Genomic DNA, 26,296 nt, shown 5'->3' with positions numbered 1-26,296 from the left:
CTGATGATCAACCACTTTGACTATATCGTCGTCGGTGCAGGCTCGGCGGGATGTGTGCTCGCCAATCGTCTCTCCGCCGACCCGGAGACCAGCGTCCTGCTCGTCGAGGCCGGAGACAGCGACAGGAGCAATCCGATGATCGCGATTCCACGCGGATTCGGGGAGCTGCTCGGCGATCCCGAATCCGTCTGGCACTACCCGACCCGTCCCTTCGGACCGGATCAGCAGATCGAATACTGGGTGCGGGGGAAGACCCTCGGCGGATCCAGCTCGGTCAACGGGATGGTGTACAACCGAGGAGAACGGGCCGATTATGAGATTCTCAAGGCCCTCGGCAATGATGGGTGGGGATGGGAGGACATGCTGCCCGCGTTCCGATCAATCGAGGCGCATCAGTTCGGACCCTCCGCGACCCGAGGCGGCGACGGACCGCTGCACATCTCTACTGCAGGCGGAGGCGACCGGCTGCTCGAGGATGTCGTCGAGGCCGGCGTCGAGATGGGGTGGCGACGGGTGTCCGATCACAATGACGCCGAGGGGCAGCGGATCGGCTTTGCGATGGCGACGATCCGCGGCGGACGTCGGTGGAGCGCGGCCGACGCCTTCCTCCACCCGATCGCGGATCGTCCCAACCTCACCGTCGCCCTGGGCGCCCGAGTCGACCGAGTCGTCGTCGACGACGGCCGAGCCATCGGTATCGAGGTGCGGCGAGGCGGGGAGACAGCAGAATTCGCCGCCGCGGGAGAAGTCGTTCTGTGTGCCGGTGCTCTCGCCACTCCGAAGCTGCTCCAACTTTCCGGCATCGGCGACCGCGCCACACTTGATGCCGCCGGAGTCCGCCAGGTGGTCGACAGCCCGAACGTCGGTGCCGGAATGCGCGAGCACCGTGTGTTCACTCTGCAGTACCGGCTGACCGAAGACGTCGGCTACAATCGACTGCTTGCCACTGCTGAGGGGCGGCAGCAGTCCATGGCCCGATATCAGGCGCAGCGAGACGGGCCGATGGCCGCGCCGTCGTTCGATCTGGTGGGATTCTTCAAGACCCGCCCGGAGCTGGAGAGACCCGATGCCCAGGTTCAGGTCGCTCCGTTTTCGATGCTGCCTCCGCAACAGGGCAGAGGCATCGAGGTCGAACGAGACCCCGGGCTGCTCTGCATCGCCTACATGCTCCGGCCAACCAGCAGGGGAGTAGTGAGGATTACGGCGTCGGAAGCGGACGCTGACCTCGATATCGAACCCGGATATCTCACCACGGAGTATGACCGGCAGACGACTGTCGATATCGTTCGCTTCGTTCGCAGACTGTTCTCGACCAGTGCACTGGAGAAATGGATCGAGCACGAGACCGCTCCGGGCGTTGATGTGCAGACCAGCCAGGAGATCATCGACGCCGGGCTGCGTACCGGATCTGCCGGCTATCATGCGATCGGAACCGCTGCGATGGGTCCGAACGACGACGACGTGGTCGATTCCCGACTGCGCGTACGCGGAGTGTCCCAACTGCGGATTGTGGACGCATCGGTGCTTCCGACCATGGTCTCCGGCAACATCAACGGGCCAGTCATGGCCATGGCGTGGCGAGCAGCGGGGTTCATCCTCGACGACGCGTAACCGCCTTCCCCACGGCTGCCGAACGTTTCGCGACAGACTAAATCCGTCAGTCCGCTCTTCGAGCTTTACACGCGTGGATTGCAACTCAGCGGTCGATGAGCGAATTCTCAAGCGTCGTGGATTGAAGCACTCGTGCATCACGTTAAAATGCAATCGCATTATAAATATTGGTTCCAGGCCGCGCACTCGGCCCGTGTGCGGAAGGGGCCAGCGACTGTGAACGGACAGTGAAGCCCGCTGAGGAAGCAGGGGTGGCAATGCAGATGAAGACAGTACCGAATAATGGCGCAGCTACGGCGGGAGCACTTCTGGCCGCATGCGCGCTCGCCGGAGCAACGCGTTCGGAAGCTCGAGTGCTCCGGCGTTCGCCGAAACCACAACAAACGACAAATCCGAAGGCATTGATTCAACGGTCGCGGGCTGTTCAGTGAGGCGTCTCCACCGACGATTTGGATTACAGCCCCCAAGCTCTGTGGAATCCGAAGACCGAGACAGTCGCTACATTGCCGGAATCGCTGCACAAGGACCACGACGTCAATGAGTCCGGGACTGTTGCAGCGAGCACTGAGGACAGTCACGCTGCGATCGTTGACAACCGCAGGACCACTCGGCTGCTGCACGCCGGAGGCGAGCCGTCCCAGGCTTACGCGATTGCTGACGACGGCACGGCTGCAGGCAGCAGCCAGGACTCCGATGGCAGCGCTCAAGCGGTGGTGTGAAAGGGGTGCTGATGAAAGTGTGTGGTTCGGCGGTCACAGTTCCCAGATAGTGGGCCCGCGATCATTCGAATTCAGCAGCCCCAGCGTGCTGCGTTCGCGACGATCGCCGCTTGCAGCCACTCGGCTGCCCCTGGTCGCGTATTCTTCTCGATGCCGGCGCGGAAGCGCGGGTCCTGGACGTACAGGTCGCTCTTCTGCACATGGAATGTGTGGTCCATGGTGTAGAACCAGCGGCTGATATGGCAGCGTTGTTCCTCGGCGATCTCCATGGCCTCCTCGCTCGTCGGCTCTGCGCCAGCGTCCATGAGTTCCTGTATTCTCCGCTCGATCGCCGTGTTGCTGACGTTGATCTGTTCCCAGTCCTCTTTGGTGTATGTGGAGACCTTCTTGGCGGATTCCGCATAGGCGGCGGTATCACCCCAGCGGGCTTCCACCTCATCAAGCAACTCTTTTTCGTCGTCGGCGAATGTTCCCCACTGTTCACGCTTGTCCGCGTCGGACATAGGAGATTGCATTCTTCTGCTGTTCATGGGCTCGACTCCTTCCTGTGGGCCTGGGACACGACCATAGGTGTTGACGTCGCGTCAATGTCCACCAAACCTTCGGCAGGCTCCAGGCTCGGCGTGATTCGGCGGCTCAGTCGCTCAGCACGTTGTGTGCCATCGCGAAGCGATCGTCCCGTCGGCCGGGCATGGTCGACCAGTAGTATGAAAGCGCGGTGAGAGAGACTCCGAGCGCCCAGGCACGGCCGCGGAGCCACTCGGTCCCATCGACGCCCAGCCTGCGTGCGAACACCTCACAGGCCGTGGCGTCGAGTATCTCCCACGCTCCGTGGAGATCGATCGTAGGATCGCCGACGGAAACGGCACCGAAATCGAGAACTGCGCTGAGTTCCCCACCGGTGACCAGCAGGTTCTCTCCCACGAGATCGCCGTGAAACCAGCGATCCTGTCCTGGTTCATGGGCGCCGGGCAGCGCCAGCGATTCCTTCCAGACCGCCTCGGCCTTATCGAGGTCGAGATCTGGGCCCTCGAGGCTCCTGCAGAGATCGAGCGCCCTGCGAACTTCCGGATCAAAGTCACTCAGCGCTCCCCCGGGCGGAAGGCCGACATGGTGGTCTTGGGTTCGTACTAGCCCCGTGAATCCGAATGCGTGCCCCCAGTGTCCGACAAGGCGTCCATGCAGGTCATCGGTGAGATCGTCTCTGCCGCCCCTGACGAGCAGGAGGCCCGCGAGCAGATCGTCCTTGGTGCCGTTGGCGACGATGCGACCGTCGCGGATGAAGACGACGAAGTCCGCGCTCTTGTCCAGATCACTGGTGATGTGAGTGGAATAGAAGACGCTGCGTTCGCCATCGTCGACGACCTCTCCCAGCAGGTCGAGCAGCTCGTGGCGTGCAAACGGGTCCGCTCGTGGATGGTTCGTCCAGCAGAATCACCTCCGCGCGGTGTGACAGCGCTATGGCGATGCTCAGCTACACCTCCTGTGCATAGTGTGCATAGGTGATAAGCAGGATTTACCCCGACCGGGTGCTATCGCGCATTTGCGAGAGCCTGGTCCGTCTCGGTGCAAATCTCTCGAGCCGGGACGGACGTGCCCGAGGTCGTCCGAGCAGGCCGACAGTGCCCATCCAGCCAGTTGGGAAAGTCGCATGAGAGGTTAAACAACAAGCTAAGTCGCATTGCGCTGGGTTCCCGGATCGACCATCGGGAAGCTCCATCCGATCTTTCGGGGGCTACGAATACGCGAGTATGGACAGGGCCATTCAGTCAAGAGGGGCGAAGCTGGCCGAGGTGATCGACTACTGGAAGCTCTCCCTCGAAGGAGTCTGGCTGCACAGCGTCAGTTTGGGCAGTGAGCTGAGCGAGTTGGAAATCGATGCCTACCTCCACGGAGTCTTCGGACTCTCCGGCTATCAGCACGACATCATTGCGCAGGCCGTCGATGAACTTATCGACATGTTGCCGGATCCGCCTCGGGGGTCCTTCAGCAATGAGCCTGACTTCGACGAAGTTGAGCCTTTGGCGCCGGATGACGACTTCGGGAGATAGCTTCACCCCGGTTCGTCGGAACACCCCGTCGGGCAGCAAGAGTTCAATTGCAGGTTCCCAGTGAGGACGAGTCGTTCGGACAGTTCATGAAGTTTCAAGTTCGAAGCATTGCTCACTTTGACCAGAAGCAGGAACGCGTGGTGCTCGTCGAAGCCGCAGCGTTCGATGAGAACCCCCTTAGCCATGCCGATCGTATCGCGTGAGAGGAGAGCAGAGTGAAGCTGGGACACTTCCTGAGACCCGGCGAGGGCCACCGCAGCGTGGGCCGCGACGACGAGACCTACGTGCTCCGATTCGTCGGAGAAAGCTTGAGGGTGAGTTGAGAAGATATTGAGGGCACCGAGGTTCTCGGCCTCGACGAAGAGCTGGAACGCCAACATGCTGCGGATAGGAGTCTCGTACGCGGATCGCCGTGCGAAGACGGGCATTCGTGACTGAGCTCTAGGAGCCGAGACCACCGCGCGAGCGCTCGAATCGATTGCGTGACCGGGGTTATCAAACTGGGGAGCAGGCGGAACTCAGGGGGAGCACAGACGGACATGCACAATAGACTGCATGACCTTCCTACCGGCAGAACTGCCGCATACCGCAGTACGTGGTGCCTCGTTCGCGCAGTCAGTTGCCAAGCTCGCAGCGCAGAGACTGCGTGAGCGTGTTCGCGAGTCCCGGCTGCCTGACGAGTTTCACCCTCAGGACGACGACCAGTTCGTGGCGGCTGCCTACTTCGCAGGGGATCTCAGTTCGGTCTATCAGCTTGAACAGTGGCTGTGGCCGTTCGCGCAGCTTGAGACTCGACTCAAAGAGCTCGGTCACGGTGATCGACCTTTCGGCATCATGGTCCGAAATGCTTTAGTGGCCAAACACCTGAAAGGTGTCACCTCTTTTCCAGTTCGCTTCTCACGCCTGACAAAGGGACTGGACGAGTTCATGCAGTCGCCGAGCCTGCGGGCAGTGTTCTACGTCAATCAGGGAACGAGCAACTTTCAGGCTCTGCGTTACCCTGAACCGGCTCATGTGCACCTCAGCCATGGTGAGAGCGAGAAGATCTCGATGATCTCCAATCAGCTCAAAGGTTATGACTATGTCTTCACCGCCGGTCAAGCCGCCAGACAGAGGATTGAGCAGACTCTCTACGGCTTGGGCGACGACCGCATGTTCGATGTTGGTCGACCCCAACTGGATCGTCCGCGCTCCGTACCTCGCGAGTGGGAGGAGTTCAAGACGAAGAATCCTGATGGAAAAGTGGTCTTCTACGCGCCGACGTGGGAGGGGGACTCTCCATCGATGGCGTATGGAACCATCGCCTACAACGGAGTGGAAATAGTCAACTCACTTCTGGAAGCTGGTTACCGAGTGATCTTCCGGCCTCACCCTCGTACCGGAGTGATGCGTCATGAGTTTGAAAAAGCTGTCGAAGATGTAGCGGAGATCGTCGAATCCGATCCTCGAGGATTCCTCGACAAAAGCCCGGATGTGTCATGGCAATTGGACGAAGCCGATCTTGCTGTTGTCGAAATGACTTCGGTGGCCTTCGACTGGCTCGCCTCCGGGAAGCCGCTTGTGATGGTCAAGCCCCATGAACCAGCCGCGGAAGTGCTCGAGGGAGGTCTTCTGGATCGATGTCCGGCAGTCGACCCGATGAACAGGCAAGGAGTTGTCGACCTCATCGAAGAAGCCGAGGCGCGAAGGGGGTTGGTCGCTGAATTGGCTCAGTTCTATTTGGGCGACACAGCAGCCGGTGAGCAGACTTCACGGTTCATCCAGGCGAGTGAACAAGTGATCAGAAACCGTTCGGAGGAACGTCGTTTGAAGCACGCTGAGTGAGCCGTGTGACATTTTCTTAACTTGAAGTAACAGAATGATAAACTAACGCGGAACTAATTCTGCGGCTCACGAGGTGAGCTTTGACCTCTGGACGGAATCAGCAATGAAACGAGTCATCACTTACGGAACTTTCGACCTGCTCCATTATGGGCACATTCGACTGCTCCAGCGATGCAAAGAGCAGGGCGACTACCTGGTCGTTGCACTGTCGAGCGATGAGTTCAATGCCGGGAAGGGGAAGAAATCGTACTTCTCCTATGAAGAGCGCAAGCACATGCTCGAGGCCATCCGCTACGTTGACCTCGTCATTCCTGAAGACAACTGGGAACAGAAGTCGACTGACGTGGAGAAGTACCACATCGACACCTTTGTCATGGGTGACGATTGGGAAGGCGAGTTCGACTTCCTCAAGGACAAGTGCGAGGTCGTCTATCTGCCGCGCACTCCCGAGATCTCGACCACGCGGATCAAGAGCGAGCTGGGCAAGTCCTGACAGCAATGGCGCGAGCTTCGCGCTATCGTTGCTGGACATCATCTATGGATCTGATAGGAACGGACGTGCCCGAAAATTCTTCGGCTAAACATCCGACGCTGTCGGAGCTTCGGGCCAAGGCACAGCCACCGGAAGTTCGCAGTCGGAAGAATGCCGAGCACTGGACGGCGCAGCTGTACCTCCGCCATATCTCGATCTACTTCACGATGTTGCTCGTGCGTACGAAGATCAGTGCCAATGGTGTCACCGGCCTGATGATCGTGGCGGGTTGGTGCATCGCCTTCAGTCTTCTGATCCCAGGCATCTGGGGCGCGATTCTGGCTGTCTTCTTCTCTCAGGCCCAGATGTACATCGACTGCTGTGATGGTGAGGTTGCCCGTTGGCGAGGAACCAGCGGCGCCAAAGGCGTGTTTCTGGACAAGGTCGGCCACTACACGACTGAGGGTCTGGTTGCGGTTGCACTCGGAATCCGAGCAGTGGGGGAGTGGAACAACCTCATCGACGATCCCGCTGGGTCCTACCCGCTTCTGCTCGCCGGAACGGTTCTCGCCGGACTGGTGCTTCTCAACAAGGCTCTCAACGACATGGTTCATGTCTCCCGCGCGTTCAACGGACTCGATAAACTCGCGGATTCGAAGGAAGCCACAGCACTGAATCCGGGAGTCATCTCCACCCTCAAACGAATCGCTCGGTTTGTGCCCTTCCACCGCATCTTCCATTCGGTAGAGATGTCTCTGATGGCATTGGCCTCGAGCATCGTCACCGCGATAGCTGTATCGGCAGGAGCTGAGCCCCTGTTCGGCGAACGGTGGCTCGTCCTCATCATGGCTCCGCTGTGCCTCCTCTCAGTCATCGGTCACTTCATGTCGATCATGGCATCGAGGAGGCTGTCATGAGCGAGTCATCGCGGATCCTCTCCCAGCGCTTCGAAGACAACAAGCGTTACACTTTCGGTGTTGTCGTTCTCAGCCAAGGCAAACGACTAAACGACCTCAACCGAGGATTCGAGTCACTGCTGGCGCAGAAGGGCGTCGATCTCGACATCGTCTGCGTGGGAAACGGTTGGGAGCCGGAAGGGATCCCGGAGCAGGTCAAGAAATTGGGACTGCCGGAGAACCTCGGAATCCCTGCAGGACGAAACGCAGGCGTCCCCCATGTCGACGGAGAATTCCTGTTCTTCCTCGACGACGACGCGTGGCTGCCGGATGACACGTCGCTGATGCGGATGGCTCAACTGATGCGCACGAAACCGCAGATCGGACTGATCCAGCCAAGGGTCGAAGAACCCGGTGGGCCGGATGCACCGAAACGGTGGATTCCCAGACTGAAGAAGGGAAGCGCCGACCACTCCTCAAACGTGTTCTCGGTGTGGGAAGGCGCAGTCTGCATGCAGCGTCGGGCCTTCGACGAATGCGGTGGCTGGCCGGCCCCATTCTGGTATGCGCACGAAGGCATCGAACTTGCATGGAGGGTCTGGGACGCCGGCTACATCGTCTGGTACATGGGCGACCTTGCCGTCGCCCACCCGGTGATCGACCCGAGACGTCACGACGAATACTTCTACATGAACGCGAGAAACCGAGTCTGGCTGGCGCGGCGCAATCTGCCGTGGCCCTTCAGTTGGGCCTACGTGGGTTCCTGGACTTTGATGCAATTCATCAAGTGGGCCAACAAGCCACACCAGCTCAAAGCCTGGATGGAAGGATGGCGCGCCGGATGGCGTCTCGACCCGTGGGGTCAAGACGAAGACAGGCAGAAGCTGTCGAGAAGGGGCGTTCTTCGAATGTCCAGGCACGGTCGACCGCCGATCGTGTGACCTCACGCGGCCATGGCGAACGGTGCGCGTCGCAACAGCAGGAATCAGACCGGGGAGGCTCCGGAGAGCATGCTGTCTGCCGCGTACGACCGAAACGAGAAATGACAGGGACCGCAGTCGGGTCCGAACCAACCGACTGAGAAACTGAGTGGAGCCGATTGATGCAGTCGACAGCCCCCGTCGCTGAAAACTCCCCGCAGAGGTCGAGCGTGCCCAAACTCTCGGGCTTTCGTTCCGATATCCAGGGGCTGCGAGCTCTGGCCGTGGGTATCGTTCTGCTCTATCACCTGTGGCCCGACCGATTCGTCGGCGGATTCGTCGGTGTTGACGTCTTCTTCGTCATCTCCGGCTTCCTGATCACCAGCCACCTCATCAAGACCCCTCCACGGAGTTGGGGCGACGTGGCGAAGTTCTGGGCAAGACGGGTCCGGCGTCTGCTGCCGGCGTCGTTGCTCGTCCTCTTCCTCGTCGGCATCGCAACCTTCTTGGTTGCTCCACAATCGATCTGGGCCGATACCGGGCGCCAGATCCTCTCCGCAGGGCTTTATGTCGTCAACTGGGACTTTGCCGTATCCAGCGTCGACTACCTGGCTGCGGACAATGCTCCGTCGCCGGTTCAGCATTTCTGGTCGCTGTCCGTTGAAGAACAGTTCTACTTCGTCTGGCCGATGATCATCGGTTTGGCGTTCCTCGTAGGGACGAAGCTCGGCCAGTCCAAGAAGATCGTCGGTTTCACCGTACTCGGAATCTTTCTTGCCTCGTTCGTCTTCTCTATCTGGTACACGGCTGCCGAACCGGCGATGGCCTACTTCATCACTCCGACCAGGATGTGGGAACTGGCCGCGGGCGGTCTGGTTGCCGTATTCGTTCTCTACGTTCGACCGGGGCGACTTCCGTTCAGCTCTCTGCTCGGGTGGATCGGTCTCGCCGGAATTGTGGCGGCCACCTTCCTCATCCGCGCAGACATGCCGTTCCCCGGCTACATCGCTCTGCTCCCCGTGGTGTCGACAGCACTTGTCATCCTCGCTGACTCGCGGGGCCGGGGGTCTGTGCTTCCGCTGCTGTCATTGCCACCAGTGCGATTCCTCGGCGACATCTCGTATTCCGTCTACCTCTGGCACTGGCCGCTCATTGTTCTCGTGCCTTATCTTTCGGCCAAGCTCGGACGCTCGGAGAGCCTCGGCGTGCTGGACAATATCGCCGTCATTCTGGTCTCGATCATCGCCGCGTGGGCTTCGACGACTTGGGTTGAGAACCGGTTCCGCAAGTCGTCGTTCTTCAGCAGTTCGAAAAAGACCTTCGCGTTCGCGACACTTGCTATGGCACTCGTCGCGGCCCTGGGGCTCAGCCAGATGGTCGTCGCCAACACCATCGTCGAGCAGAACGAAGACAAGCTGCAGGCTCAATTGGATGACCCCGACTCCTGTCTCGGCGCCGGGATTCTCCTCCCCAACGCGAAAGACAATCCCAACTGCGAAGACAAGGACTCGCTGCAGATGGAACCCGCTGCGGCGAAGAAGGACAAGTCCAAAGCTTATGCCGATGGCTGTTGGGCCAGCGCACCTTATGCGAGCAAACCGGAATGCACCTATGGAGATGGGTCGAAGCATGTCGCACTCGTCGGGAATTCGCATGCCGGGCATTGGTTGCCGACGCTCGAGCGCTTGGCCGAAAAGCATGATCTGACGATCACGACGTTCCTCGCTTCGAACTGCAGCATTTCGACCCTTCCTCAGGACCTGTCGACACCGGAGGAGACCAAGGGATGTCAGGAATACGCCGATTGGGTCGCGAAGAGAACGACCGAAGGCGGCTTCGACGCAGTGATCACGTCGGAGCGGCAGTCGACGCCGTTGGAAGGCATGGACTGGGAAGAAACCGAGAAGAAGGCACCTGAAGGGCATCGTGAGATCCTGCAGCGCTGGGTTGATGCTGATTTGGACGTCGTGGTCATTAGGGACACCCCATACCCTGGCGGGGCCGATGTTACCGTGCCGGATTGCGTTGCCAAGCATGAAGACGACCTCGAGCAGTGCTCCGGTACTCCTGAGTCATGGCACTGGATGGATCCGCTTGCCGCCTCGGCGAGGACAATTGATTCGAAGAATCTGTCGGTCATCTACCCTCAGGACTGGTTCTGTCCGGACGGGCGATGCGAGCCGGTCATCGGCGGAGTCATCACCTACTTCGATACCGCTCATATCACCGCGACCTATGCGCAGACTCTTGCCCCGCAATTCGATGCAAGCCTCCGCAAGACAGGACTCGGCACATTCGACTGAGAACTGCTGCCGCTGCGGTTCATCGAACTGACAGTGAAGTCGGATAGCGTGTGCCTGATGGCCCCTGACCGCCGACCGTAACCACCGACCGATCACCGAAACATCTGCAAAGGACTGAACGAGTGACCACTGGACGAAACGCCGCAGACCGGTACTTCAGCAAGGGACGAGAACTGGTGAAACCAGTCGTCCACGGAATCGCACGACGTGCCCTGCCCGTGGTGGAACGAGCATCCGGGACGAAGTACGTGCGTGAACGAGCCGCCGGAGGGACAAGGGCCGGGAAGTTTGCCGGTTCCTCGAAGAAGATCGCAACGGACACCGCTCGCGCGTACCGCAAACTTGCCTCAGGGCTCAGAGGCAAGACAGCCGAAGATACTGACGGATGGACGGTTGCACCCTCGACTCGAGAAGTCGACGCTAAAGCACGCCAGTTGGCGCGTGTCAAGGCTCACGCGACACTTTCGGAGGCACTTGCACACGGATCAGCTCTCGGGGAATCGGTGGTCGACGCGGCGCGGATTCTCGTCGCAGAAGGCAACTTGGCTGAGGCGGTGTCCATCGGTCTCAACCTCCGCAGCGGTGCGTCGACTGAGGAAGCCGGCAGGGTGATTCTCGGAATGGCTTATCAGCGGTCATCGGACCCGGAGGTGGCGTGGGCTGAGTTTGCAAAGATCAATGACCGCGACATCATCGTCTCGGCAGCCGAAGAATACTTCCCTACTGCGATCGACACCCTCGGGCAGGAAGCCCTGCCGCTCCTGGATCGCTCGAATGAAGCAGGCGAAACCGACCGATGGAGCGACAAAGCTGTGTTGCGCACAGCTGAATCGTCATTCTGCATCGGAGCCTTCGACCATGTGCGTACCCTCATCGAGGCACGTCTCGGAAGGTCGTCGGATCAGGTGGATTCGGCAGTGCGCTACGAACTCAACCGCATGCTCGATTGGCTTCCGGGCGGAAAGCACCTCGAGCCTCTCCCGGCCGCAGCTGGCACACGCAACTTCGGTGTGCTCAGCTACGACCAGCCGGGGATCCGCTCCCGCAACATCGGTGACTATATCCAGACGATCGCGTCGATCGGTCATCTTCTGCGGTACGAGAATCTCAGTTTCACGGGCGATCAGGGGCTGACCGAGCTCTTCAAGAAGCTCCGCAAATCGGTCAAAGACGAACGAAAGTACGCAGGTCCTGAGGCTGAACTCAACCTCGTTGAGGTCTACAGAGACGGCAACGTCTATCAGGATATTCCGGAAGACACCTGGTACATCGCCTTCGGCTGGTACATGCATGACATCTTCGGCAAGTCATTCAACATTCCGTTCCACCAGAACCTGCGTCCCATTCTGCTCTCCGTCTTCGTCCGCTACCCGGAGATGCTCACCCCCGATGCCATCGCCTACCTGAAGAAGTACGGCCCGGTGGGATGCCGTGACTGGCAGTCGGTCGCCGTGCTCAGGGCCGTCGGCGTTCCTGCATTCTTCTCCGGGTGCCTCACGACGACGGTCGACACCCTGTTCCCAGCACCGTCAGCCGACCGCCGGTCCGGCACAGTGCGAATCGATTGGACCAAGGGCGGAAAAGGGCCGAAGAAGAAGCAGACCGTCACAGCGATCCGTGACAAGTCGTTCCCGGAGAACTTGGAACTGGCCCGGAACTGGGTCGCCGACTACGCCTACAAGTACAAACGAGTTCTGACCTCGCGACTGCACGCGAACCTGCCCGCACGGTCTGTGGGTGCCGAGGTCGAATTCGAACCGAAGAACAAATCGGATTCACGTTTCGGCGGGCTGATCGGCATCGACGAAGCCGAATTCGACGCGATTCGGGACGGGATCTTGGACAAACTGTCCGTGCTGATTCCACTCATCGCGACAGGCGCTTCGGCAAGCGAGATCTACTCGAAGTGGGCAGAGATCACCGCGGACGACATGGTCGCCGCCGATGAGTATCTGGCTTCAGCTGCGCTTCCCATCGGAGACAGCACTGCGATCGATGGGGCAGTGAGCAAGGTGGACAAGGCAGCTCCCGAAGCACAGGTCACCGACGTCTTCATGACTGTCGAGAAGGGTGAAGAGTCACTGGTCGAAACGGCAGTCAGGTCCATCGACTCTTATACCTCCGGCCGTTATCGCATCTGGCTGCCGTCTGGAGCAATGAGTGCTGAGAGCGCCGAGGAGATCCAGGCACAGCTCTCGCACGGGACAGTCCAAAGCTTGGAGTCGGTGTCCTATGCCGACTTCGCCAACGAATCGGACCTGGTGCAGGCTCTGCTTCCCGTACTGTTCCCTGATCATGAGCGCCTCGTCGTGGTTCCCGCAGCTGGCGAGTTCTCTGCCGACATCGTCGAGTTCTCGAAGGCCGAAATCGGCAGTGCACTGCTCGCTGCGAAACATGACGTGAGGAAGAACCGCTCCAGTGGCCTCACTCTGATGAGGAGGATCGCGAGCTCATTCGGCGACGATCATGTCGGAGCGCTCAACTTCGTCTTCGCAAGTCACGCTGACCTCACCGAAGACTTTGTTCCCTTCGACCCTCAGACTGCGGTCCTCAACCTCAGCGAAATGCGCAGCGAAGGTCTCGTGAATAAGGTCATCGGCCTGATGCAGGACCTCAAGCTCAGTTATGTTGACGCAATGCAGACGATCGTCGGCGGAAGGTACTCCGATATCGGCGACGAGTGGAACGTCCGCGCCCAGTGGGAGACTTCGGACAGCCCTAAGATCGTCAACTGGCGGCGCCAAACACGCTACTACGGTCGCATGACGCTGACACGTTGATCAGCGCGCCGAGACTGCCGCACGACCAGAGCTGAGAAGGATACCATCAGTGAGTTTTATGGCTCGACGAACGCATGACGTCAACGACAACAGTCAGGTCCAGAACGAGCCCGACTACCAGCTCGGGACCGATGAAGTGCACGTCTACAACGTCCTGTGGGGGATCCCCGAATCGATGGGCGGAATGACGACCGCGGCCCTCCGACGGATTCGGAGCTTTCAGAACTTCGGGAGGCCGATGTCGCAGACTATCCTGACGTTCAGCCCTCGAATGGACACAGAGGAAATTCGGAATCGGTTGGTCTCGTCGGGACGGATGCGTGATGACGTCGAGCTGATGAACATCTGGTCGGACTTGCGGTGCAGGTCCGACCAGGAACTCGCGCAGCTCGAAGGTGAACAGCCGCAGAGCCCGATTCCGGACGTCGATGGTGAAATCGAGAACATCACCTCATTCTTTGACGTAGTCCGCAATGCGCGCAGCGGCAAGATCATTCGCCGCAACTATTACAGGGAAGATGGGAGCCTGCTGGTCGCGGACATTCGGGATCCGAAACTGGGCAGCAGGTTCGTCCTCTGTGCTCCGAATGGAACACCGATCGCGGAATGGCGACGTCCGCGAGATTTCTACAACGCCTGGATCAAGGCAGTTGTGAACAAGGAGCCCGCTGTCGTCATCGCCGATGACAAGAAGGTCAGCGAGTTCATCCACGAGATCGCAGATCGGAACTTCGCACTCATTTTGTTCCTCCATGGAACCCACCTACGTCATCCGTGGAACGGCAACCACGGCCAGGTGCTGCCCCGCAGAGTTGATACTGTGCGCAACTTCGACCGCTTCGACGTGGTCGGGGTGCAGACACGTCAGCAGGCGGACGCCGTCCGAGCGCTCGGATTCACTGAAGACAACATCAGGCTTCTGACCGGAGAGCTGCCGGCAGGGTCGGTGCTGACCGAGGCTCGGCAAGAACGGTCAGTGGGTAAGGCCGTAATGATCGCCAATCTCATTGACCTCAAGCGGGTGGACCACCCGATTCGGGCAGTGGCGAAACTGCGTGACCGTGGTGTCGACGTCTCTCTGACTGTCCTGGGAGAGGGGCCAGCACGGCCCAAACTGGAGAAGCTCATCGATGACCTTGACGTTCGTGATCGAGTGGAGCTGCCCGGCTATGTCAATGATGTCGTAGACAGGTTGACATCGGCTTCATTCTCTATGCTGACGAGCACCAGTGAAGGACTGCCGTTGTCGATGATGGAATCGATGGGTGCTGGTTGCATCCCGATCGTCTACGACATCACCTATGGCCCGCGCGACCTGATCGAGCAGGGCCACAACGGCTTCATCACGCCGAGGAATGATATCGACGCCCTCGCAGATCAGATCGAGGAATTTCTCTCTCTGAGCACAGATACCGTTGCGGAAATGCGCAATTCTGCCATGGACACGGTCGAACGCTATCTGCCGGAGACCGGATACCGGCGCTGGCAGACGGTCATCGAGGAATTGCCTGCGGCTGCACACTTGGCCGATGACCGTATCGACACGTCAGGTTTCCCCGTCGCGGTGAAGAGAGCCTCGTGCGAAGCGATCTCTGGAGGTTGCAGAATTGAGCTCGAATTCGCGCATCTCCACCGACAGGTCCTCGAAAGCCTGGAGATGGTCGTTGCCGCGCGCGATATCAACACGTTCTTCGTCTGCGGAAGCACTTCGGTGTCTACCCGGCGGATGGGGCGGCGGCAGGTGGTGACATTCGATGTGGATTTTGAGAACTTCTCCGAGTCGGTGGGTGAGACGTTTGACGTCTATCTGCGGAGGCCCCGCGATCTATGGACGTCGAAGCGGAGGATCCGACTCCCGAGAACGCACAATGGGATGCAGTCGGGGGAGTGGGAGTGGTATCCCACGAAGCATGGGAATCTCTCGGTACGACCCCTGAAATCACAGTAGGAAGACCGCCCGGAGGCGGGACATCGCCAATCGGTGGCTCTGTCCCACCTCCGACTCCTATTCGCCGTTGGACTCGTCCTCGGACTCGGCGTTGATACTGTCGTCGGAATGGAAGTGCTCCAGATCTACGGCCCGAGCGGAGATCAGCTTCGACACCGCTTCAGTGAAGAGGACTGTCGACGTCCCCTTTCCTCCGGCACCGAAGTAGTGACGGCGCAGATCGAGACGAGCGTCCGCTGCCGAATCCTCGGACAGCATCGACCCGAACACCTGATTCAAGCTGTCGATGGTCGATATGTCGATGATCGGAGTGGCACGACTGATCGGTGCTTCGGCATTGAGCCTAGCGGTGTCATTGCGGCGATCTGTCAGCGCAAGTGGCTTTTCGGGGTGCAGGTAGAGAAAGTCGAGCCCGACACTGGAGATATCGGTGATAAGCAGGTCGACCGCGTCGAACATCGCGAGAATATCGCCCTGCATGAGCACCTGATGTTGCATGGACTCGTCTGAGATCGACTCATTAGACGCCTCGAGGAGGTCGAGGATCCGAGTATTCGCTTCAGTCATCGCCGGATCTTTGGACGTCTCAACGCGAGGATGCGGTTTATAGATCACTCGGGCGTTGGGAATCTGCAACGCGGCTTCGACGATCTGCGGACCGAAGTGATCGACTGAAGTGTAGTTATTGGATTCATTCTCGCCCTCCCACGTGGGCGCATACATGATGGTTCGCGCATCAGTAGGTTCCAGTTCCACAGGTCGCTCGATGTCGAGCTGAGGCCGTCCGACCTTAACGAGAGCGGACTCGTCGAAGTCGATGAGTGCTCTGCGGTGCCGTTCGACAGCGGCGTCGCCGGCGACGAACACTTTGTCATACGATTTGGCCTGGTTCGAGACCATGCTCAACTTGTCTGACTCGCCGTGGTTGACGTGCACGTGCACCATCGGGGCGAAGGCCAGCGACTGGAAGTTCGTCATCCCGTTGTTGACGTAGAGCGCCAACTTGAAGTCGTTGGCATGATAGAAGGTGTGCAGCGGGTCGAATTTACGTTTGAACACCACAGGAAGGTTCGTGGTCTCGAGCGTGCGAAGCAGGGCCGAGCCTTTCCTCATGACCAGAACGACGCGGTGCTTCTTATGCAGCTCCTCAAGAACCGGGATCCACTGCTCGAGCTGGTAGAACTTCGACGACCGATCTCCGAAATAAACAACCACTTCGGCCTGTACGTAACTGCCGTCGAACTCGTCTTCAAGGCGGTTCCACCGCTCTGTGCCTCTGATCCACTTGCTGGTGTTCTTCCATGCGGAAGAGCGCACGGCCCATAGGGCTGGTTTACGGATCAGGTTTTTCACAGTGAGCCTTTCGCAGGTGGTGAAGCTTCTAGGCAGTTCGTTCTTGCCTCGAACCTCACCAATGTTAATTGCAGAGCTAGGGTGCTGTCTGCTCGACGAGTGTGTGTCTGGTCGATGATTCGACTCTTTCGGGCGACTTGCACAAACTCTGAGCATGACACTCAGCTGCGACATCTTATGCGCCGCTAGATTTGGTTCGTGTCGATGGAAACCTGGTGTAAAAAAACACTGAATCGGTCGTGTATTTCGGGGCCGATTGCCTTAGTTTACGGGGGAAATGCACCAAGATAAAGACTACAACGAGCAAGTCCACCTTCTGGATCCCACTCTATTCGGAGAAGTGCTCTAGGTACTTTCGAGTTCATTGCCGACCGCTAGGGGTATGTGGTGAGTATCAGTGCGAGGGAGGCGCGATTCGTAAGACTCAGTCGATTACGTCTCTGCCCCAGACGGCAGCCTGTTCCAAAGTGGATGGCGTTCTGATGCTACTCCGTCATAGCGGCTGAAGTTTCTTCACCGATTAAGATGGCGAGCGGAGGTCACGGCTCAGCAACTGTAGAATCAAGGTCACCCACCTAGCAGAATTTGAAATTTGAAGAGGCCCGATGCTCCGCAAGTCCCCACTTCCAGATATGCCCATCTACGCTCTAACTTGGGGCATAAGCGATGAATTTGGAGGGATCACTAGCTCAGCTGTACAGCGGACCAGCGCATTTGCGCAATATAGTCGACGTCGAGTCGAGTTTTTGACTCTAGACCCGGATACGGACCCTGGTGCGAAGAAGCGCCAGCTCGTGCGCCAAGGCTGGTTGGACAGGCGAGTCAAACTTCGCAATCTTTGGCACGATCTACGTCGTTCACCGGATCGGTTGCTAGCGAAATACGTCGGCAACCTTAAAGTGCCAGTCGAGATTTCGGATGACGACCTGCTTACACCTGACGGGAATGACAGAACAGAACTGAGAGATGCGAAGGGCAAGCTACTTCAAACCGACTACTACCGAAGCGACGGATCGATAGTCGTCAGCGATAAGCACGACCTGAAAACAAGCGCTAATCACAATGGCCGAGTCATTACTCTGTTCAATAGTCGCGGAATCATAGTAGCCCAGTGGACAAATGCTTCTGAGTTCTATTACTCGTGGGTTGATCGTATAACTAAGGGGGCTCCCGCAGTATTAATTACTGACTCTCCTGGGATAGGAGGAAGATTCCGAAACTATGATCGAGACAACATCGTAAAGAGCCAAGTTCTTCATAATTTTCATTTAGCAGATCCAGGAGATAACTCGACTGGATCAATTGCGCCAAAGTGGAAGAATATAGTAGTCAACTCGGACAAATATGATGTTCTTGCTGTTTTGACAGACCAACAACTTAATGACTTAACTGAAACTCAGTTAAATCCTGGAAACCTCTACACGGTATCTAATATGTTCAGAGGGGATCTTGCAGATAAGGTTCAGCCTCGGCCGGCAGGTAAAGGAATACAGGTTTCTCGACTGGCCTACGAGAAGCAGGTTGACCATTCTATTAAGGCTATTTCCGAAGTGCCAGAAGCAAGCCTTGACGTATTCGGATTCGCTCATTCGGCTGAACTTGAGAAGCGACTCCACGACCTGATCCATGACCTCGGCGTGTCGGACAGTGTTGTTCTGCACGGATACGATAGGAACGCCAAGAGCTATTTCGCTTCCGCGTCCTTCAGTCTTCTTCCCAGCCTGTATGAAGGTCAGGGTCTTGTCGTCATTGAAAGTATGTCTCTTGGGTGCATTCCTATTGCATACGATATCAATTACGGGCCCGCGAGCATGATCGATCATGGCGTAGATGGGTTTCTTGTCCCTGCAGGTGATATCAAAGCGCTTTCGGAAACTATCAGGCATGTTATCGAGAAGCCCGAACACGAACTCATGGCCATGAGGAGAGCCTGTGTCGTGAAGGCAAGCAAGTACAGCCCTTCGCGAATAGTCGAACGCTGGGGCGAAGTGCTCCAGCAGGCTATAGAAAAGAGGCCATCCGCTGTCGCGCCGCGAAGGCGGGCCAGTCTCGATTCCGTGGGAATCAGTCCGGATTCCGTGCTTGCTCATGTTGTGGTGACTGATCTGGACTCACCGCCAGAGTTTGCCGGGTTGGCCTGGAAGAGTCGAAAGTACGATTTCTACGGTCGTGTAACCGCCCACGCTTCAGTGCAGAACGACCGACTTGTTCTTTCAGCTGAGATTCCGATGGGTCGATTTGCGGCTGGCAGCAGTGATATTCTTGATATCTTTTTGGATATTCAGGTTGAGGGAGGAATGCAAAGGTTACGGGTAACTTCTGGGGACGCTGATTTGCCCAATGTCACTGAACGAGTCAATGCCTATTCAACTAAGAATGACAATTTCAGTATCGAACTTTTGTGTGAGTGATGTGCATGTCGCTGACAACAGTAAGTCGGCTACGGCTCCGTTTTGAATATCTACTGCAGGCTGGGATCAACGGAATCGATGATTCTGGCAAACGGGGGACAGTTGGAAGCTTCTCCGAAAAAACTGATTTGGTCTAGATGGCGGTTGAAGTCGACTCGCACTGATTTCTGGCGCGCCGGGCCCTGGTCGGAGTCTCGGTCCATCAGTGTTCAGGACGCGTGTCACGGTGTTGGGATGCGCTGGGATTGCTAGTTGCAACTCTGTCTGCTCGAGCGATGATAATCTCCAAAGCTTGAATTACTCGGCTCAGTTGCACTTAAGAGATCACTTCGGCAGCGTGAAAGCCGGATGAACGACGGGTGAATTTTGCGCTGGTAGACTGCTTGAGGTTGCTCGTGAGACTTCGGGCAGCGAATGTCGAGTCTACTGGGAGTAAGTCGTTGGAAAGCGCGCGCAATATTGCTGTAGTCCTTGCCGGAGGAGTTGGGACCAGGATCGGTCTGGATACCCCCAAGCAGCTGATAAAAATTGCGGGTCGCCCGATCATGGAACACACTTTGTCAATTTTCAACGAGCATCCACTGATTGATGAAGTGATTGTTCTGATGGCGCGGGGCCATCTCGACAAGGTGCATGAAATCGTCCGGAAGAACGATTTTGGCAAGGTAACCGCTGTTCTCGAGGGGTCGGGGACACGCAACGACACGACTCAAGTAGCTCTCAGCGCAATCGCGGACAAGTATGATGACTGCAACGTCATCCTGCACGATGCGGTAAGGCCGTTGATGGCCCCGTCGATCATCAACGATGTGGTTCTTGCTTTAGAGTCGAATGACGCAGTTGACGTTGCAATACCGTCCGCTGACACCATCATTGAAGTCGAGCCTGGTGCCGGAAACTATCCCGTAATCAAAGACGTGCCCGCGCGTGCCAATCTTCGGCGTGGACAGACTCCCCAGGCCTTCAAGCTCTCAGCAATCCGACGTGCGTACGACCTCGCAAATCAAGATGCGAATTTCGAGGCCACAGATGATTGCACAGTCGTTCTCAGATATACACCCGATGTTCCGGTTGCAGTCGTCACTGGTGACGACAGCAATATGAAGGTGACAGAGCCGATCGACATTTACATTGCCGACAAGCTCTTCCAGCTACCTGCCCGCAATGAGCACGCTGCGGCCGAGGAGCACCTTAAGGCTGCGCTGGCGGGTAAGACGATGGCGGTCTTCGGTGGTTCTTACGGGATCGGTGCGGACATCGCAGCTCTGGCGCGTGAGTACGGGGCAACTGTTAAGACCTTCTCGCGTTCATCGACGAAGACTCACATCAACAGGCGCGATGACCTCATTACAGCTCGAGACGAAGTCTTAGCAGAAACAGGGCAAGTGGATTTTGTCGTCAACACTGCGGGAGTCCTGCCACTTGCTCGTCTGGAAGACACGAGCGACGAGACGATTTATGAAGCTACCGAGATCAACTACATCGGACCTATCCTACTGGCGCAGACCTTCTATCCCGAGCTGGTCAAGACCCAAGGTTCGCTGCTCCTCTTTACGTCGAGCTCCTACACACGGGGGCGAGGCAACTACAGCCTGTACAGCTCAGCGAAGGCTGCGACTGTCAATTTGACGCAGGCGCTTGCCGATGAATGGGCGAACGAGAAGGTGCGGGTCAATTGTGTGAATCCCGAAAGGACCGGCACTCCGATGAGGACTAAAGCATTCGGTGCCGAAGATCCGGATTCACTGCTGGAGTCGAAGACAGTTGCCAGAGCATCTCTCGAAGTGTTGGTAGCCAATAAGACCGGACATGTGATCGACGTCCGACGCGAGGACCCGCTCTCAGGGTACGCAGCAGATCAGGTTGACTGACAAAAACTGAGTTAAACCGGGCGGGCCCAGCACCAAGAGGATTCGGTCTATCGGATCGATTGATCTGGACTGCCTTCCGACCAAGAGTCGATCATCAGACAAGGTAGAACATAGTGGCAGATTCCGAACCCAAGTCAGCACAGGACAGTGGGGCTGGCAATGAGCCCGCAAGAGCTTTCTTGAAGGGTGCGTTGACCTCGTTTGCTTCATACGAGGTACTGGCGTTGTTGTCGCTGTTCTGTGTCTTCATTGCCATGGGCGGTAGGGCACTATTGCTGTTTGCCGTAGGGGTTCTGGTGATCTCGGCCTGGGATACGTTCCGATTGTGGAGGAAGCGTTCCCGACTGGGCCACCGTGCAGTTGTCAGGACACTGCTGGTCGTCGCGGTCAGCACAGCGTTTACGGCGGTCAACTCCAATAACGGGTTGCTAGCTGCTATCGCGGGAGTAGCCGTGGTCGGACCTATCTTCTTCGAGAGCCTGCTGGCAAAAGGAACCAACAGCAAAGAGACCTTCATAACCGGCCTTCCAGGTGTCCGAACCTACGGACCATTGAAGGATTACGACCGTCCTCTGCTTACCGTCAGCGAGATCGTCATACTCATTGGAGCGATAACTGTCTGGCTGGGCGCCGGCCCAATTCTGTGGCTGATATCAGCATTGTTCCTTGACGCTCTCTATTTCGCCCTGGCGGCGGTGGCTTTTATCCGCATTCGGAAGAACGCGGAAGCAAAGGACAGTCTGCACGAAGCCCTTGTTTCCTACCAGCCAGAGTTCTACATCTACACATCACGGCCCGATGATGCGTCATATCAGGTGATGATGTGGCTTCCCTACCTGGCGCGGACAAAGAAGAAGTTCGCTATCATCACACGGAACAATGTCCCGGCCAAAGCTCTTGCCGAGCTCACGGATGCTCCGATCATCACCTGCCCAAAATCGGCCGATCTAGAGAAGGCGCTGGTCCCTTCATTGGGCGCTGTGTTCTATGTCAACGCATCTTCTCGTAACGGAGAAATGATCCGTCACCAGGAGTACACCCACGTCTATCTTGGCCATGGCGACTCAGACAAGCCGCCTTCTTATAATCCGACCCACGCAATGTACAACCGAATCTTCGCCGCAGGTCAGGCTGCGACTGAGAGATACGGGGCACATGGCGTGACGATCTCACCCGAAAAATTCGAGATCGTTGGTCGGCCACAGCTGGAGACCGTCGACGTTACGACCGAATTGCCCGCAGGCGGCAGTACAACCGTCCTATACGCCCCCACCTGGCGCGGACACGTTGACGAGACGATGCTTCACTCGCTGCCAGTTGCGCCACAAATGATCACAGAGCTGATCAAGCGTGGAAAGACAGTGATATTCCGACCTCACCCGTTCAGTTACGAATTCGAAGAGGACGCGGCGACTATCCGGCAGATCCAGGGGATCCTCGACGAAGACCGCATGCAGAGCGGACGCCAACATATCTTCGGCGATGCCGCCGAAAAGGACATGGACGTCATCGAATGCATGAACCTGTCCGACGCCATGATCTCAGATGTCTCCAGCGTGGTGTCGGACTATCTCTATTCCGGCAAACCCTTCGCCATGACAGCGGTCAGCGCTCAAGGTGAGGACTTCATCGAGCAGTACCCGATTGCTCGAGCGTCCTATGTCCTCAACGGTGACCTCAGCAACCTCGACGAAGTGCTCAACGCAATACTCGAGACAGATCCGGAACGGAAGAACCGACTTCAGTATCGAAGTTTCTATCTGGGTGATTTTCCAGATGAAGGTTACGCCGAGAACTTCGTTTCCGCAGCAGCACGGATGGTCGCAGAGCTTCATAACGACGCGGGTGCTATTGAAGAGTCCGACAACTTTGTCGAAATTGAATCAGAGACTGATAACGACGGCGACGATGGAAACGAAGAAACCTCATTCGCCGAAAACGCCAGTGAAGCGCCCGAGTCAGACGTCGACCTCGTCGATTCCAGAACGGTTCGCGGCACTCTGTCACTGATCTATCGCAAACTCGGTGGCAGAACCCTTATCCCAGCTGCACTCGCCTCACTGACCTTCATTCTGGTCTCAGCTGGAGTGCCTTCAGTTCTCGTGTGCGCTTCCGGAATGTTGGTCGGCCTGGGCTTCCTCTTCGTCCACCGCCGCAGTTTCAAATCAAAGAGCAGGCTGGCCGGAGTCCTTCGAGCAAGCAACTCTGCACGAGCCGCGGCCGCCGCATTGCTGGCAAGCTTCTGGGCCAGTGCATATGGCCCGAATTGGGCGGTGAACTCAGCCGTTGCTGTTCTTGTCATCACCATCGTGATGGAGTCCAGTTTGGCTAAGTCCTGGAAAGTGACCGGACTTGAAGCAAGGAATCTTCCGAATGCAGAGACGCGAGGTTTCCAGCCCGTGAGCCGGGGAACTGTGGCCGTCGCCAACGGAGTCGTGATCTCTCTGGGGTGGCTTTTCGCAGCCTTCGGCACGTTCGAGTATCTCCTACTTGCTCTGTCCGTCGTTCCAACAGTTCTGGCCACGATTCTGTTCATTGCCGGGCTGAAACGAGGACTGCGCAGTATCCGATTGGACTGGCAACTATATGACCTGCTCGATGAGTATGGAGCCGAGTTCGTCGTCTATTTCGGTTCGAACGTCGGCATCACCTACCAACTGGGTATGTGGCTACCGTACTTGGACCGGATCGGGAAGAAATTCATTGTTGTGACCCGCAGCTTGAAGATGATGAGAGCCGCGGGACAAATCACAGATGCCCCCGTGATCAACCGACCGACTCTTCGAAGCCTCGAAGAAGTGATCACTCCATCGGTCGGTGCAGCGTTCTACGTGAACAATGCGGGTAAAAACACCCATTTCATCGAGCGCCGAGAAATCAAGCACGTATGGCTCAACCACGGAGACTCGGAGAAGCCTGCATGCTTCAACCCGGTCCACGCAATCTATGACGTGATCTTTGCCGCCGGCCAGGCTGGGATAGATCGGTATGAACGGCACGGAGTTCGGATCCCTCTGGAGAAATTCAAAATCGTCGGTCGACCGCAGGTTGATCAGATCAAGCTCGGGGGGAGCGAACCAACCGATCAAAGCGCAGGAAAGACCGTGCTCTACGCTCCAACGTGGAAAGGCGCTTATCAGGATTCGGAACTCTATTCACTCCCAGCCGGAACAGAAATCGTCCGCGAACTCCTCGCCAGAGGTTGCACCGTCATTTTCAGGGCCCATCCGTTGAACTACAGGTATGCAAAAGCCAAGACGTACATAGCGGAGATCAAGGAGATTCTGGAGAACGATTCGAACGCAACCGGTCGTCAGCACCTATGGGGACGTGCAGCAGAGAAAGAGATGACCACTGACGAGTGCTTCAACGCGTCGGACGCCATGATTTCTGACGTTTCGGCTGTTGTGACCGATTTCCTTCAATCCGGAAAGCCGCTGTCAGTCGTATCTGTCGCAAGGACAAGAGAGGAGCTGCTCACCGAAGTTCCAGCTGCGAAAGCCGCATATATTCTTGAAGAGGACCTGTCGAATCTCTCCGAGGTCCTTGACGGATTACTCGTCGAAGATGTGAAGGCCTCTGAGCGCGACTCAATGCGGAAGTACTACCTCGGAGATTTTCCACCCGAGACATATGCAGATACGTTCCTCGCGACCTCGAGGCAGATGATTGCCGCTGGACAGCAGAGGCATCAATGCGAAGAGGAATTCACGTCGGACCAAGGTGGAGAAAATGACTGAGATTCTGCTTCGTGCCGCTAAGGAACCATGGGAACCCACCTCAGCTGCAGACGTACTGAAAGCCAACACGATTGCTAACAACACGGGAAATCTGTTGTTCGCCCAATCGGTGTATCGAATGCTCTCAGCCTCGGACGTGACGATTACCCCTGATCACTACTCCAGTCATCGTACAAGAGAGCCAGCTGCATATGCAGATTGGATCAATGACTCTTTCGACCATTTCGTCATCCCACTGGCCAATGCTTTTCGTCCTGCTTTCAGGCCGGCTCTCCGACGACTGACTAGAGTCGTTCGGCGGCTGAAGGTGCCTGTGACAGTTATCGGCGTCGGTAGTCAGCACAAGCTTGACGACGGTGTAGTCGACGGGGATCTGGGTCGAGATGTACAAGGATTCATGTCCGCCGTTCTCGATCGCTCGTCCAGTGTCGGTGTACGTGGGGAGCGAACAGCGGACTTCCTCGAAACGCTGGGTTTCGACGGCAACCAGGTGGACGTCATCGGGTGCCCCTCAGTGTTCATGACCGGTGATCCCCAACCCGTCGTGAAGACAGCACCGTCACTGACGGACGATTCGATGATCGCGATGACGATCTCGCCCTATGTTGGTCGTCTCAATGCGATCGTGGCTTCGCACACGAGGCGCTACAAGAATCTCACCTATGTACCTCAGAACCTTACGGACCTCAACATGATGGTCTGGGGAGAGAACCGCGCGAATCCGAAGAATCGTTGGAACCCCACTCATGTTGCTCATCCTCTGTATACCGAGGATCGGATGAGGTTTCCTCTTGATCCGCTCACCTGGATTGATTACCTCAGTGACTTCGATTTCGTCTTCGGCAGCCGCATCCACGGTTCCATCGCAGGAATTTTGGCTGGAGTGCCGACTATGCTGTTGGCTCACGACTCCCGCACTCTGGAACTCGCCGAATACCATGCCATTCCACATCTGAAGGTGAGTGAGCTGAATTCGAAGTCCGATGCGAAAGAGCTGTACGAGCAGACGGACTATTCAGAATACAACTCTCGGATTCCCGATATCCGGCAGGCATTAGTTGCTTTCCTGGAGAAGAACGGTTTGAGCCATGTACTGAATGAAACTGATGCAGCCGCTGAGTTTGACGAGAAGCTTGAGGCGGCTGAACTACCGGGTATGGTAACGACGATCTACGCCACTCAGAACGAAGGCCGGACAGCTATTCTCAATAGAGTTCGTGCGCTCCACCACGAACATATCGAGCTTGAAGCCCGAGTCGAAGAGTTGGAGAAGTTCGTTGCAGATTATTCCATCGAGGCAGAGGCTCGGAAACTGATCAGCTCGTGGCGCAGACGGGCTGCACGTAAGCTCGGGACGCGTAAATGAGGCGGCAATTTCGACGAGCTGCACGATTGCT

General features: G+C 57.3%; 18 protein-coding genes. 14 read left to right on the top strand and 4 right to left on the bottom strand.

All coding sequences use genetic code 11. The features are described from left to right. Positions 1-3: 3 nt before the first annotated feature. The gene (locus GUY30_RS13610; RefSeq protein WP_208091420.1) at positions 4-1,611 is read left to right on the top strand and encodes a GMC family oxidoreductase; all 1,608 of its coding nucleotides are present in this window, start codon (positions 4-6) and stop codon (positions 1,609-1,611) included. Positions 1,612-2,401: 790 nt separating this feature from the next. Here the strand turns inward: GUY30_RS13610 and GUY30_RS13605 are convergent. Both GUY30_RS13605 and GUY30_RS18220 read right to left on the bottom strand, forming a co-directional pair. After that, the gene (locus GUY30_RS13605; protein WP_167198606.1) at positions 2,402-2,860 is read right to left on the bottom strand and encodes a TipAS antibiotic-recognition domain-containing protein; all 459 of its coding nucleotides are present in this window, start codon (positions 2,858-2,860) and stop codon (positions 2,402-2,404) included. A gap of 106 nt (positions 2,861-2,966) precedes the next feature. Continuing rightward, positions 2,967-3,416, bottom strand: a complete 450-nt coding sequence (locus tag GUY30_RS18220) for a phosphotransferase (protein ID WP_407645314.1) — start codon at positions 3,414-3,416, stop codon at positions 2,967-2,969. A gap of 93 nt (positions 3,417-3,509) precedes the next feature. On the opposite strand from GUY30_RS18220, the gene GUY30_RS17940 reads away from it, so the two are divergent. Both GUY30_RS17940 and GUY30_RS13595 read left to right on the top strand, forming a co-directional pair. Beyond that, positions 3,510-3,836, top strand: coding sequence for a hypothetical protein (locus GUY30_RS17940; protein WP_228281358.1), 327 nt, complete (start codon positions 3,510-3,512; stop codon positions 3,834-3,836). Positions 3,837-4,081: 245 nt separating this feature from the next. Further along, complete coding sequence (locus GUY30_RS13595; RefSeq protein ID WP_167198603.1) at positions 4,082-4,381, top strand: hypothetical protein; 300 nt, start codon at positions 4,082-4,084, stop codon at positions 4,379-4,381. Positions 4,382-4,383: 2 nt separating this feature from the next. Here the strand turns inward: GUY30_RS13595 and GUY30_RS13590 are convergent, their stop codons facing one another. Continuing rightward, a complete protein-coding gene (locus GUY30_RS13590) occupies positions 4,384-4,860 on the bottom strand; it encodes an ANTAR domain-containing protein (protein ID WP_323127787.1) in 477 nt (158 codons plus the stop codon). A gap of 76 nt (positions 4,861-4,936) precedes the next feature. Between GUY30_RS13590 and GUY30_RS13585 the strand changes: the two genes are divergently transcribed. The 7 genes from GUY30_RS13585 to GUY30_RS13555 all read left to right on the top strand — a co-directional run bounded on the left by GUY30_RS13585 (position 4,937) and on the right by GUY30_RS13555 (position 15,524). Next, positions 4,937-6,205: a CDP-glycerol glycerophosphotransferase family protein gene (locus tag GUY30_RS13585; RefSeq protein WP_167198597.1), complete on the top strand. Its 1,269-nt coding sequence runs from the start codon at positions 4,937-4,939 to the stop codon at positions 6,203-6,205. A gap of 103 nt (positions 6,206-6,308) precedes the next feature. Then, positions 6,309-6,698 (top strand): glycerol-3-phosphate cytidylyltransferase, encoded by a 390-nt coding sequence (gene tagD, locus GUY30_RS13580; protein WP_039206950.1) that lies wholly within the window; start codon positions 6,309-6,311, stop codon positions 6,696-6,698. 65 nt (positions 6,699-6,763) lie between these two features. Beyond that, positions 6,764-7,594: a CDP-alcohol phosphatidyltransferase family protein gene (locus tag GUY30_RS13575; RefSeq protein ID WP_228281357.1), complete on the top strand. Its 831-nt coding sequence runs from the start codon at positions 6,764-6,766 to the stop codon at positions 7,592-7,594. Continuing rightward, complete coding sequence (locus GUY30_RS13570) at positions 7,591-8,514, top strand: glycosyltransferase family 2 protein (RefSeq protein ID WP_167198592.1); 924 nt, start codon at positions 7,591-7,593, stop codon at positions 8,512-8,514. The genes GUY30_RS13575 and GUY30_RS13570 overlap by 4 nt, the downstream gene beginning before the upstream one ends. Before the next feature lie 161 nt (positions 8,515-8,675). Continuing rightward, positions 8,676-10,796, top strand: coding sequence for an acyltransferase family protein (locus tag GUY30_RS13565; protein WP_167198589.1), 2,121 nt, complete (start codon positions 8,676-8,678; stop codon positions 10,794-10,796). 122 nt (positions 10,797-10,918) lie between these two features. Continuing rightward, a complete protein-coding gene (locus GUY30_RS13560) occupies positions 10,919-13,576 on the top strand; it encodes a glycosyltransferase family protein (RefSeq protein WP_167198585.1) in 2,658 nt (885 codons plus the stop codon). Positions 13,577-13,634: 58 nt separating this feature from the next. Then, a complete protein-coding gene (locus GUY30_RS13555; RefSeq protein WP_228281893.1) occupies positions 13,635-15,524 on the top strand; it encodes a glycosyltransferase in 1,890 nt (629 codons plus the stop codon). A gap of 57 nt (positions 15,525-15,581) precedes the next feature. On the opposite strand, the gene GUY30_RS13550 is transcribed toward GUY30_RS13555, so the two are convergent. Next, a complete protein-coding gene (locus GUY30_RS13550; RefSeq protein ID WP_167198579.1) occupies positions 15,582-16,877 on the bottom strand; it encodes a CDP-glycerol glycerophosphotransferase family protein in 1,296 nt (431 codons plus the stop codon). 632 nt (positions 16,878-17,509) lie between these two features. Here GUY30_RS13550 and GUY30_RS13545 point away from each other — a divergent pair. From GUY30_RS13545 to GUY30_RS13530, 4 genes are all read left to right on the top strand, one after another. Continuing rightward, positions 17,510-19,288 (top strand): glycosyltransferase, encoded by a 1,779-nt coding sequence (locus GUY30_RS13545; protein WP_167198576.1) that lies wholly within the window; start codon positions 17,510-17,512, stop codon positions 19,286-19,288. A gap of 440 nt (positions 19,289-19,728) precedes the next feature. After that, the gene (locus tag GUY30_RS13540; protein WP_167198574.1) at positions 19,729-21,159 is read left to right on the top strand and encodes a bifunctional cytidylyltransferase/SDR family oxidoreductase; all 1,431 of its coding nucleotides are present in this window, start codon (positions 19,729-19,731) and stop codon (positions 21,157-21,159) included. A gap of 113 nt (positions 21,160-21,272) precedes the next feature. Then, positions 21,273-24,899, top strand: a complete 3,627-nt coding sequence (locus GUY30_RS13535) for a CDP-glycerol glycerophosphotransferase family protein (RefSeq protein ID WP_167198571.1) — start codon at positions 21,273-21,275, stop codon at positions 24,897-24,899. Next, the gene (locus GUY30_RS13530; protein ID WP_167198563.1) at positions 24,892-26,265 is read left to right on the top strand and encodes a polysaccharide pyruvyl transferase family protein; all 1,374 of its coding nucleotides are present in this window, start codon (positions 24,892-24,894) and stop codon (positions 26,263-26,265) included. Before GUY30_RS13535 ends, GUY30_RS13530 begins: the two co-directional genes overlap by 8 nt. The last annotated feature ends 31 nt before the right edge of the window (positions 26,266-26,296 follow it).

It is taken from the genome of Brevibacterium pigmentatum, assembly GCF_011617465.1.
Classification (GTDB): Bacteria; Actinomycetota; Actinomycetes; order Actinomycetales; family Brevibacteriaceae; genus Brevibacterium; species Brevibacterium pigmentatum.
This window is presented reverse-complemented; position numbering and strand designations above follow the sequence as displayed.

What these genes read in the sequence shown, in the direction of transcription:
- GUY30_RS13610 (WP_208091420.1), top strand. Translation starts at nt 4, where the DNA reads ATGATCAACCACTTTGACTATATCGTCGTCGGTGCAGGCTCGGCGGGA.
- GUY30_RS13605 (WP_167198606.1), bottom strand. Translation starts at nt 2,860, where the DNA reads ATGAACAGCAGAAGAATGCAATCTCCTATGTCCGACGCGGACAAGCGT.
- GUY30_RS17940 (WP_228281358.1), top strand. Translation starts at nt 3,510, where the DNA reads ATGCAGGTCATCGGTGAGATCGTCTCTGCCGCCCCTGACGAGCAGGAG.
- GUY30_RS13595 (WP_167198603.1), top strand. Translation starts at nt 4,082, where the DNA reads ATGGACAGGGCCATTCAGTCAAGAGGGGCGAAGCTGGCCGAGGTGATC.
- GUY30_RS13585 (WP_167198597.1), top strand. Translation starts at nt 4,937, where the DNA reads ATGACCTTCCTACCGGCAGAACTGCCGCATACCGCAGTACGTGGTGCC.
- tagD (WP_039206950.1), top strand. Translation starts at nt 6,309, where the DNA reads ATGAAACGAGTCATCACTTACGGAACTTTCGACCTGCTCCATTATGGG.
- GUY30_RS13570 (WP_167198592.1), top strand. Translation starts at nt 7,591, where the DNA reads ATGAGCGAGTCATCGCGGATCCTCTCCCAGCGCTTCGAAGACAACAAG.
- GUY30_RS13565 (WP_167198589.1), top strand. Translation starts at nt 8,676, where the DNA reads ATGCAGTCGACAGCCCCCGTCGCTGAAAACTCCCCGCAGAGGTCGAGC.
- GUY30_RS13555 (WP_228281893.1), top strand. Translation starts at nt 13,635, where the DNA reads ATGGCTCGACGAACGCATGACGTCAACGACAACAGTCAGGTCCAGAAC.
- GUY30_RS13545 (WP_167198576.1), top strand. Translation starts at nt 17,510, where the DNA reads ATGCCCATCTACGCTCTAACTTGGGGCATAAGCGATGAATTTGGAGGG.
- GUY30_RS13530 (WP_167198563.1), top strand. Translation starts at nt 24,892, where the DNA reads ATGACTGAGATTCTGCTTCGTGCCGCTAAGGAACCATGGGAACCCACC.